Genomic DNA, 515 nt, shown 5'->3' with positions numbered 1-515 from the left:
GAAACCGCTGGACGCCTAGACGCCGTCCGCGCGGGCCATGATATCGGCGTCGTCGTCGACGATCTCCAGCAGCGCGGCGCGCAGCTCCTGCTGCTCCGCGGCGGTGAGCGGGGCGTTGTCCGGCCCGGCGATGAAGAATACGTCCTCGGCACGCTCGCCGATGGTGCTGATCTTGGCGTTCTGCACCCGGATGCCGCAGCGGGCGAAGGTGTAGCCCACCTGGGCGAGCAGGCCGGGCTGGTCGCCGGTGATCAGCTCCATCGCCGTGCGCTCGTTGTGCGGCTCCTCGGAGAAGTTGACCTGGCTCTCGGTGCTGAAGTGGCGCAGCCGTCGCGGCAGCGTCCGTGCCGAGGGCTCCGGCAGCCGGTCCGGGGTGGCCAGGCTGTCGGCGACGTGGCCGGCGATCTCCGCGCCGCGGTCGTGGCCGCTGATGGGGCTGCCGTCGTCCTCCAGCACCAGGTAGCTGTCCAGGGTGTAGCCGTTCTCCGTGGTGATGATGCGCGCATCCTGGATGT

At 70.3% G+C, this 515-nt stretch carries 1 pseudogene; it reads right to left on the bottom strand.

Annotated elements, in window-relative coordinates:
• Positions 1 to 15 precede the first annotated feature (15 nt).
• A pseudogene (gene glnD, locus G7A99_RS24580) lies at positions 16 to 515 on the bottom strand ([protein-PII] uridylyltransferase); the annotation flags it as partial.

This window comes from Arhodomonas sp. KWT, from assembly GCF_010993615.1.
This window is presented reverse-complemented; position numbering and strand designations above follow the sequence as displayed.